Origin of the sequence: Microbacterium sp. ISL-103, assembly GCF_018613995.1 — a bacterium.
GTDB lineage: Bacteria > Actinomycetota > Actinomycetes > Actinomycetales > Microbacteriaceae > Microbacterium.
The window spans coordinates 1-7,534 of the sequence record NZ_JAGGPD010000022.1 but is presented as its reverse complement, the minus strand read 5'-3'; the positions used below and the strand labels follow the sequence as shown (position 1 = coordinate 7,534).

Genomic DNA, 7,534 nt, shown 5'->3' with positions numbered 1-7,534 from the left:
CGCTGGTGTTCGACACCATCGCCGCCGAGTCGCGTCGCATGATCGACGAGACCTACAGCGCTTTCGTCCAGGGGTTCATGCCCTCGGTTCCGCGGCCGGATGTCGACGTGCTCGAGGGGCTCACGACGTCGATCATCGTCGATCAGGAGCGTCTCGGGGCCAACCCCAGGTCGACCGTCGGCACGGTCACCGATGCCAACGCGATGCTGCGGATCCTCTTCAGCAAGCTCGGCCAGCCGTACATCGGCGGTCCCACGGCGTTCTCCTTCAACATCCCGACGCAGAAGGCCAGCGGAGTGATGACGGGGCCCGGCGGCGAGAAGAAGATCGTCAAGGACGCGATCTACCTCGGCGGGATGTGTCCGCGGTGCGAGGGCAGGGGAGCGGTGTCCGACCTCGATCTCGCCCAGATCGTCGACGAATCGAAGTCTCTCGATGAGGGAGCCATCATGGTCCCCGGCTACACGGCGGACGGCTGGATGGTGAAGGGCTTCTCTGCGTCGGGGTTCTATCCCGCCGACAGACCCGTCTCCGAGTTCACCGACAAGCAGCGCCACCTTCTGCTCTACGGCGAGGTGACCAAGGTCAAGGTCTCCGGCATCAACATGACCTACGAGGGGTTGATCCCGAAGATCACCAAGTCGATGCTGTCGAAGGATCTCGACGCGCTTCAGCCCCACATCCGCGCCTTCGTCGAGCGCGTCGCGACCTTCGCGACCTGCCCCGAATGCGACGGCACGCGTCTGACCGAGGGCGCCCGGTCGTCGAAGATCGCAGGGATCAGCATCGCTGACGCGTGTCGCATGCAGGTGACCGATCTCGCCGAGTGGGTGCGCGGTCTCTCGCTTCCCGGCGCCGGTCCGCTGCTCGAGGCGCTGAGCGCCAACCTCGACGCCTTCGTCACGCTCGGGCTCGGGTATCTCAGCCTCGAACGCCCCTCGGGCACGCTCTCCGGGGGAGAGGCGCAGCGCATCAAGATGCTTCGCCATCTCGGGTCGTCTCTGACCGACGTCACCTATGTGTTCGACGAGCCGACCATCGGTCTGCACCCGCACGACATCCAGCGCATGAACACCCTTCTGCTGCGGCTTCGCGACAAAGGCAACACCGTTCTCGTCGTCGAGCACAAGCCGGAGACCATCGTCATCGGCGACCACGTCGTCGATCTGGGCCCCGGGGCGGGCAGCGCGGGTGGTGAGATCTGCTTCGAGGGCACCATCGAAGGGCTCAAGGCGAGCGGCACGCGCACCGGCACGCACCTCGACGATCGTGCGTCGCTGAAGCCGACGGTCCGCAGCAGCACGGGCGCGATCGAGATCCGCGGCGCCACGGCCAACAATCTTCAGAACGTCGACGTCGACATCCCCACCGGCATCCTGACCGTGGTCACCGGCGTCGCAGGCTCCGGCAAGAGTTCGCTGATCCATGGGTCGGTGTCGAAGCGAGAAGGCGTGGTCGCGATCGACCAGGGCGCCATCAAGGGCTCGCGTCGAAGCAACCCGGCCACCTACACCGGCATGCTGGAGCCGATCCGCAAGGCGTTCGCGAAGGCCAACGGTGTGAAGCCCGCCCTGTTCAGCGCGAATTCGGAGGGTGCCTGCCCGACCTGCAAGGGCGCCGGCGTCATCATCACCGAGCTCGGCTTCATGGACACCATCGAGACGCCCTGCGAAGACTGCGGCGGCAAGCGCTTCCAGGCTGCGGTGCTCGAGTACAAGCTGGCAGGCAAGGACATCACACAGGTGCTCGACCTGCCCGTCTCCGAAGCCCGCGTGTTCTTCTCCGAGGGTGACGCAAAGCTTCCTGCGGCGGCCACCATCCTCGGGCGTCTCGAAGACGTCGGTCTCGGATATCTGTCGCTCGGTCAGCCGCTGTCGACACTGTCGGGCGGGGAACGTCAGCGCATCAAACTCGCGATCCAGATGGGGGAGAAGGGTGACACGTACGTCCTCGACGAGCCCACGACAGGACTCCACCTCGCGGACGTCGAGAACATCCTCGGGCTGCTCGACCGACTCGTGGAATCAGGCAAGACCGTGATCGTGATCGAACACCACCAGGCGGTGATGGCGCACGCCGATTGGATCATCGACATCGGGCCCGGTGCAGGCCACGACGGCGGTCGGGTCGTCTTCGAAGGCAGCCCCGCAGATCTCGTCTCGGCGAAGTCCACGGTGACGGGGGAGCACCTCGCATCGTACGTCGGAGCCTAAGGAAGAGGGCGGTCAGTCCTTGCGGGCCACGATCGTGTAGGTGCACGGAATGAGGTTGCGCTCGGCCTCGGGCCATGCGTAACCGCCGGGCACCTCGACCATACGCGGACTGAACTGCCAAGGGAGAGTCCGCCCCTCATCGAAATGTAGGAGGCGGAGCCCCGCCCGCAGCAGCGCGCCGAGGATCTCCGACAGCGGATGAGGCCATTCGTAGGTTCGGGGGTGAGCGACGGTGCCGTCACCTGCGTAGGTCGACGCGTCATCCCACTGCTGGGCGCGCCCGTCTCCGAAATAGGCGTACCGGGTCGTGAGATCGGAAGCCTCTTCGTCGAGGGCATACAGCGCCGGATGACCGTCGCGGATGAAGAACGTCCCGCCCGGTCGCAGCAGGGCGACGATCTGGGCGGCCCACCGATCGAGGTCCTCGAGCCAGGTGATCGTTCCGATGCTCGTGTATACGATGTCGAAATCTCCGGTGACCGCCGCGCGCGCATCCAACACGTCGGTCTGCACCCAGGTGGCGCTGACGCCCGCTCGTGTCGCTAGTGCGTCTGCAGCCGCCAACGCCGGTGCGGAGAAGTCCACGCCGGTCACGACCGCCCCGGAACGGGCCAGCGAGATCGTGTCTGTGCCGATATGGCATTGCAGGTGGCACAGGTCGAGACCGCTGAGGCTTCCCGCAGGAACGAATCTGTTGAGTACCGGGAGATCATCGCCGATGACGTCGCTGATATGCGCCGGATCGTCGTAGGCATCCAGGGCGTAGGCCGCCTCGTGCAGCGGCACGCGGTCGTTCCAGTTCTCCTGGTTCGCGCTTCGCGCCGCTTCCCAGTCGATGTCGACATCGCTTCCGCTCACGACCCGAGCCTATCGGGAGCCCCGCTCGGGTCCGATCTGCCCGCTCGTGATATGGCCGATAATGCACATTATGTCAGATCAACTCAGGCTCGCCCCTTCCCTGACAGACCGGTGTATCCGACTGCAGCCGGGTGTGAAGGTCACCACGGCGTGCCTCGCAGGTCGATCTCGCCGCTCGGCCATCCGGACCCGCCAGCCGCGTACACGAGAATCGGGCCGCCGTCCGATGTCATCGTCTCGGCGGCGACGCTGATCGACACATGGCTCTCTCGGGCATGGATCCTTCTCCAGCCGCATGTCTCGTAGAACGCCACGACGGCCTCGCGGCATCCGAGGTACCCGAAGTCGACGGCGGTGTCGTCTCGCATCGCCCGCTGTGCGAGAGCCATCACCCGTCGGCCGAGCCCGAACCCGCGCCACTCGGGATGCACCAGGACTCCCCCGGTTCCTGCCACCATGACGTCGTGCCCGCCGACATCGATGGAACGTCGCTGGAAGCCGACGTGAGCGATCACCGTCGCACCGGACGAGATCGTGGCGTGAACATCCGCCGGCGAGTACCCGTACGGTCGGTCAGGATTCCACCGGCCGTGAGTCTCGGCGTACTCGGTGTCGAAGAGGTCGCTGAGCGCCGTCAACTGCACCGCGGGCAGCATCCGATGCTCGACGACCGCCAGGTCGAGACCGTCATCGAGTGCCGGATCGCGACGAGCAGGTGCGTGGGTCCCCTGTGCCGCATGCGATCGGTCAGTCACCGGGATCCGCGCCTTCGACGAGTTCTGCGAGAGCTTCGGTGACCGCTCCCCATCCGTCGAAGAAGCCCAGACTCTCGTGGAGATCGCGCGCTTCAGGGTCGCCGTGCCGGACGATCGCGCGGTAGGCCGTGCCGTCAGGATGGGGATCCAGAGTGATCTCCGCAGTCATCGCCACCGGCTCGGGCGCAGCCGGATGCCAGGAGCTGTCGATGACGTTCGTGAACACCAGGCGCCGCCCGGGCTCCACGACGAGGAAGATGCCGTCGGTGTGCGGCGTGAAGCCCCCGCCGCCCTCGCTCATGCTGGTCACGAATCCGCCGCCTGGCGTGACCTCGAGCTTCTCGACTCGCGCACGCGCGGGCGCAGGGATCCACCACTTCGCGAGAAGCTCGGGCTCGGTCCACGCCCTCCAGACCGACGCGGGCGATGCGCGGATGATCCTCTCGATCGTCAGGTCGACGCGCGGGTCTGCGGCGGTGCTACTCATCGATTCTCCTCCAGTTCGACTGCGACGTCTTCGAGTCGGTCGGTGCGGGCATCCCAGATCTCGCGTTGGATGTCGAGCCAGTCCTCGACGACGGCCAGACGACTGCGGTCGAGCGTGCACGTGCGCACGCGACCGCGCTTGGCCGTGTGGACGAGTCCGCTCCCCTCCAGCGTGCGCACATGCTTCATTGATGACGGCAGCGTGATCGAGAACGACCGTGCCAACTCCCCCACGCTGGCCGGTCCGGCGCCGAGGATCCGGATCACCTCGCGGCGCGTCGGGTCGGCCAGTGCGAGGAACACCTCGCTCACGCTCTCATGGTTAGCCATGGAGATAAGTATTGACCAGTCAAACGCTTAGCGCAAGGGCTAAGTTTTACCGTTCGTCGGCACGTCGGACCATGCATACGAGACCTGCACGGTCTTCCCACGACGCGACGCGCTCGAAACCGCGGGATTCGTAGAGGCGGATCGCCGCGGTACGCCAGTGCCACACCGACAGGCGAGCGTCGGACTCACTCACGCTGAGGGCCGTGTCGAGAAGAGCCCCGCCGACACCGATCCCCCGCAGATCGGGGTCTGCCCACAGCCTCTTGATCTCTGCGACTCCCCCGCCGACCTTGACGATGACGACGCCGGCAGGCTGTCGATCGACTTCCGCGATCAACGTCACGCACCCGGCATAGGCAGTTCTCGGGTCACTGACCTCGCGTTCGTGCGGGGGCGTCAGCGGATAACCCGACCCCGACGCGGCGGCCCCATGCGCTCGTTTCTCTGTCTCGGTGCGCTCGAGATAAGCGCGCACAAGGCCGCCGACCGTGACGGCGTCGGCGCTGTCGAGCGACGCTTCGCGAATGACCACGACGGAGTGCGCGCGAGTCCGGTCGGACCTGCTCGGGGGCGTCAGCTGAGTCACACACTCATTCTGCCGTCACTGCGACGCCCACACGCCCAACTCGTTGCCGCTCGGATCGAGGAAGTGGAGCCTGCGCCCGCCCGGGAACTCGTAGGGGCCCTGCACCACGGAGCCGCCGGACTCGACGATCGCGGTCTGGGTCGCATCCAGATCGTCGGAGTAGAGCAGCACGAGAGGTCCGCCCGCCGGCCGCCGCTCTTCGGAGGCCAGGAGGCCGCCGACTTCGGAGCCATCGCCCGTCGGCGAGGCGATGCCGGCGTACGCGGGGCCGTAGTCGACGAAGACCCAGCCGAACGTGTCGCTGTAGAAGCGCTTCGCGGTGTCGAGATCGTCGACCACGAGCTCGACGTAGTCGATGGAGTGATGAACTGGTGCAGGTGTCATGCGGCCACGGTAGCGACTGGCTCGGACATGCGGAACCGCCTGGAGGCTCGCGCGTCGGGGCATCCGCCCATCAGGAGTACCGTGGGAGGAGTGCAACAGGTTCCCCGCTCCCCCGTGACCACCCCGGGATGGAGGGCCTGGCTCATCTGGGGCGTGGGTGTCTCGGCATACGTCCTGGCGATCACCAACCGCACCTCGCTCGGCGCCGTCGGTGTCGAGGCCGCCGACCGGTTCCAGGCGGATGCCTCGACCCTCGCCCTGTTCGCCGTGGTGCAGCTCGCCGTCTACGGCGGCATGCAGATCCCGATCGGAATCCTGCTCGACCGCTTCGGATCGCGACCCATCATGACCATCGGCATGCTGCTGATGGCGGCGGGCCAGCTCACGATGGCTCTGTCGCCGAGCATCGGAATCGCGATCATCGCGCGCATCCTCCTGGGTGCGGGAGACGCGGCGATCTTCCCCGCCGTGCTCCGACTCGTGGCGACCTGGTTCCCCGCGCAGCGGGGCCCCATCATGGTGCAGTTCACCGGCATCATCGGCCAGGCGGGCCATCTGATCGCTCTCGTGCCGCTCGCGGCTCTTCTGCACGCGACGACCTGGACGATCACCTTCGGCAGCATCGCGGGGCTCGGAGTGCTCTTCACGATCCTCGTCGCACTGCTCATCCGCAATCACCCCGTCGAACGCGGCGCAGACGTCACGGTGAACACCGACACGGGCGTGATCCGCGTCGTCACCTCGGCGATCGACACCGGCGTGGGCATCAGGGCGGCCTGGGCGCACCCGGGCACCCGCCTCGCGTTCTGGTCGCACTTCACGACCCCGTTCGCAGGCACCGCGTTCATCCTCCTCTGGGGCATGCCGTTCCTCACCGCAGCACAGGGCCTCGACACCGCCCATGCCGCCGGCATCATCTCGGTCTACGTGATCGCGGGCATGGCGCTCGGTCCCGTGATCGGAGAGCTCTCGAGGCGACTGCCCAACCAGCGATCCATCGCGCTCGTGCTGCCCGCCGTCGGCGTGCAGCTGATCGCCTGGGTGGCTGTCATCGCCATGCCCGAACCCGCTCCGCTCTGGCTGCTGTACGTGCTCGCCGTGGCGCTGGCCACAGGCGGCCCCGCGAGCATGATCGCCTTCGACCATGCCCGCACGCACAACCCGTCTCATCGCCTCAGCACGGCGACCGGCGTGACCAACGCGGGCGGCTTCATCGCCGCCCTCATCGCGATCTTCCTGATCGGCCTGGCGCTCGATCTCCAGGGTGCCGGGACGCCCGAGACCTACTCCTTCGAAGCCTTCCGCATCGCGTTCCTGATGCCGATCCCCCTATGGATTCTCGGCGTCGTGTTCATCCTCATCGAGCGCAAGCGCACGCGGATCCGGATGGGGCTCGATCCCGAGCGCCGTCGCTGACGCCTCTTAGGATGATCCACATGCCCTCGAGCTTCACCTTCTCGTCCGACAGCTCCCTGCTCGACCGAGACCTCGTGCATCACTGGCTGAGCGAGGAGTCGTACTGGGCCCGGGGCCGCAGTCGCGAGACGCAGGACGCGGCGATCGACGCTTCTCGCAACTACTCGATCCGCGATGGGAACGGCCGTCAGGTGGCATACGCGCGGGTGGTCACCGACGGCGTGACGTTCGCCTGGTTGTGCGACGTCTTCGTCGACGCGCCGGCTCGAGGATTCGGAATCGGTCGGATGCTCGTCGAGGGGATCATCGACGACCTGCAAGTGGCCTCGACCGTGAAACGGATCATGCTGGCGACGAGCACGGCGGGCGACCTGTATGCGAAGTTCGGATTCTCCGAACCGCAGGGGCCGAACCGGTACATGCTCAAGCAGATGCCTCGCTGACGGCGCTCACCGCCCGGGGCGTCGCAGAGGAGTCCACCCGAACGGGACGGGGCCGTCGAACGC

General features: G+C 66.7%; 9 protein-coding genes. 3 read left to right on the top strand and 6 right to left on the bottom strand.

Annotation, left to right across the window (positions count from 1 at the left end; all coding sequences use genetic code 11):
• Nucleotides 1-2,213, top strand: a 2,213-nt coding sequence (locus J7E68_RS01155) for an excinuclease ABC subunit UvrA (protein WP_215169091.1), incomplete at its 5' end; no start/stop codon positions are given.
• Between the two features lie 12 nt (nucleotides 2,214-2,225).
• Here the strand turns inward: J7E68_RS01155 and J7E68_RS01150 are convergent.
• The 6 genes from J7E68_RS01150 to J7E68_RS01125 all read right to left on the bottom strand — a co-directional run bounded on the left by J7E68_RS01150 (nucleotide 2,226) and on the right by J7E68_RS01125 (nucleotide 5,612).
• Entirely contained in the window at nucleotides 2,226-3,071 is an 846-nt protein-coding gene (locus J7E68_RS01150; RefSeq protein ID WP_215169090.1) for a bifunctional 2-polyprenyl-6-hydroxyphenol methylase/3-demethylubiquinol 3-O-methyltransferase UbiG, read from the bottom strand.
• A gap of 140 nt (nucleotides 3,072-3,211) precedes the next feature.
• Nucleotides 3,212-3,826 carry a GNAT family N-acetyltransferase gene (locus tag J7E68_RS01145; RefSeq protein WP_215169088.1) on the bottom strand — a complete coding sequence of 205 codons (615 nt, stop codon included), beginning with the start codon at nucleotides 3,824-3,826 and terminating at the stop codon, nucleotides 3,212-3,214.
• On the bottom strand, nucleotides 3,819-4,313 hold the full coding sequence (locus J7E68_RS01140) for an SRPBCC domain-containing protein (RefSeq protein WP_215169086.1): 495 nt from the start codon (nucleotides 4,311-4,313) through the stop codon (nucleotides 3,819-3,821). Before J7E68_RS01140 ends, J7E68_RS01145 begins: the two co-directional genes overlap by 8 nt.
• Nucleotides 4,310-4,642 carry a helix-turn-helix transcriptional regulator gene (locus J7E68_RS01135; RefSeq protein WP_251048500.1) on the bottom strand — a complete coding sequence of 111 codons (333 nt, stop codon included), beginning with the start codon at nucleotides 4,640-4,642 and terminating at the stop codon, nucleotides 4,310-4,312. Before J7E68_RS01135 ends, J7E68_RS01140 begins: the two co-directional genes overlap by 4 nt.
• 46 nt (nucleotides 4,643-4,688) lie before the next feature.
• Nucleotides 4,689-5,117, bottom strand: coding sequence for a GNAT family N-acetyltransferase (locus J7E68_RS19480; RefSeq protein ID WP_311415937.1), 429 nt, complete (start codon nucleotides 5,115-5,117; stop codon nucleotides 4,689-4,691).
• Between the two features lie 126 nt (nucleotides 5,118-5,243).
• Complete coding sequence (locus tag J7E68_RS01125; protein ID WP_215169082.1) at nucleotides 5,244-5,612, bottom strand: VOC family protein; 369 nt, start codon at nucleotides 5,610-5,612, stop codon at nucleotides 5,244-5,246.
• Nucleotides 5,613-5,702: 90 nt separating this feature from the next.
• Here J7E68_RS01125 and J7E68_RS01120 point away from each other — a divergent pair, with 90 nt between their 5' ends.
• Nucleotides 5,703-7,028 carry a nitrate/nitrite transporter gene (locus tag J7E68_RS01120; RefSeq protein ID WP_215169080.1) on the top strand — a complete coding sequence of 442 codons (1,326 nt, stop codon included), beginning with the start codon at nucleotides 5,703-5,705 and terminating at the stop codon, nucleotides 7,026-7,028.
• 20 nt (nucleotides 7,029-7,048) lie between these two features.
• Nucleotides 7,049-7,471: a GNAT family N-acetyltransferase gene (locus J7E68_RS01115; protein WP_215169078.1), complete on the top strand. Its 423-nt coding sequence runs from the start codon at nucleotides 7,049-7,051 to the stop codon at nucleotides 7,469-7,471.
• Nucleotides 7,472-7,534 lie beyond the last annotated feature (63 nt).

Excerpts from the sequence above, each read along its gene's own strand:
- J7E68_RS01140 (WP_215169086.1), bottom strand. The coding sequence starts at position 4,313 with ATGAGTAGCACCGCCGCAGACCCGCGCGTCGACCTGACGATCGAGAGG.
- J7E68_RS01135 (WP_251048500.1), bottom strand. The coding sequence starts at position 4,642 with ATGGCTAACCATGAGAGCGTGAGCGAGGTGTTCCTCGCACTGGCCGAC.
- J7E68_RS01125 (WP_215169082.1), bottom strand. The coding sequence starts at position 5,612 with ATGACACCTGCACCAGTTCATCACTCCATCGACTACGTCGAGCTCGTG.
- J7E68_RS01115 (WP_215169078.1), top strand. The coding sequence starts at position 7,049 with ATGCCCTCGAGCTTCACCTTCTCGTCCGACAGCTCCCTGCTCGACCGA.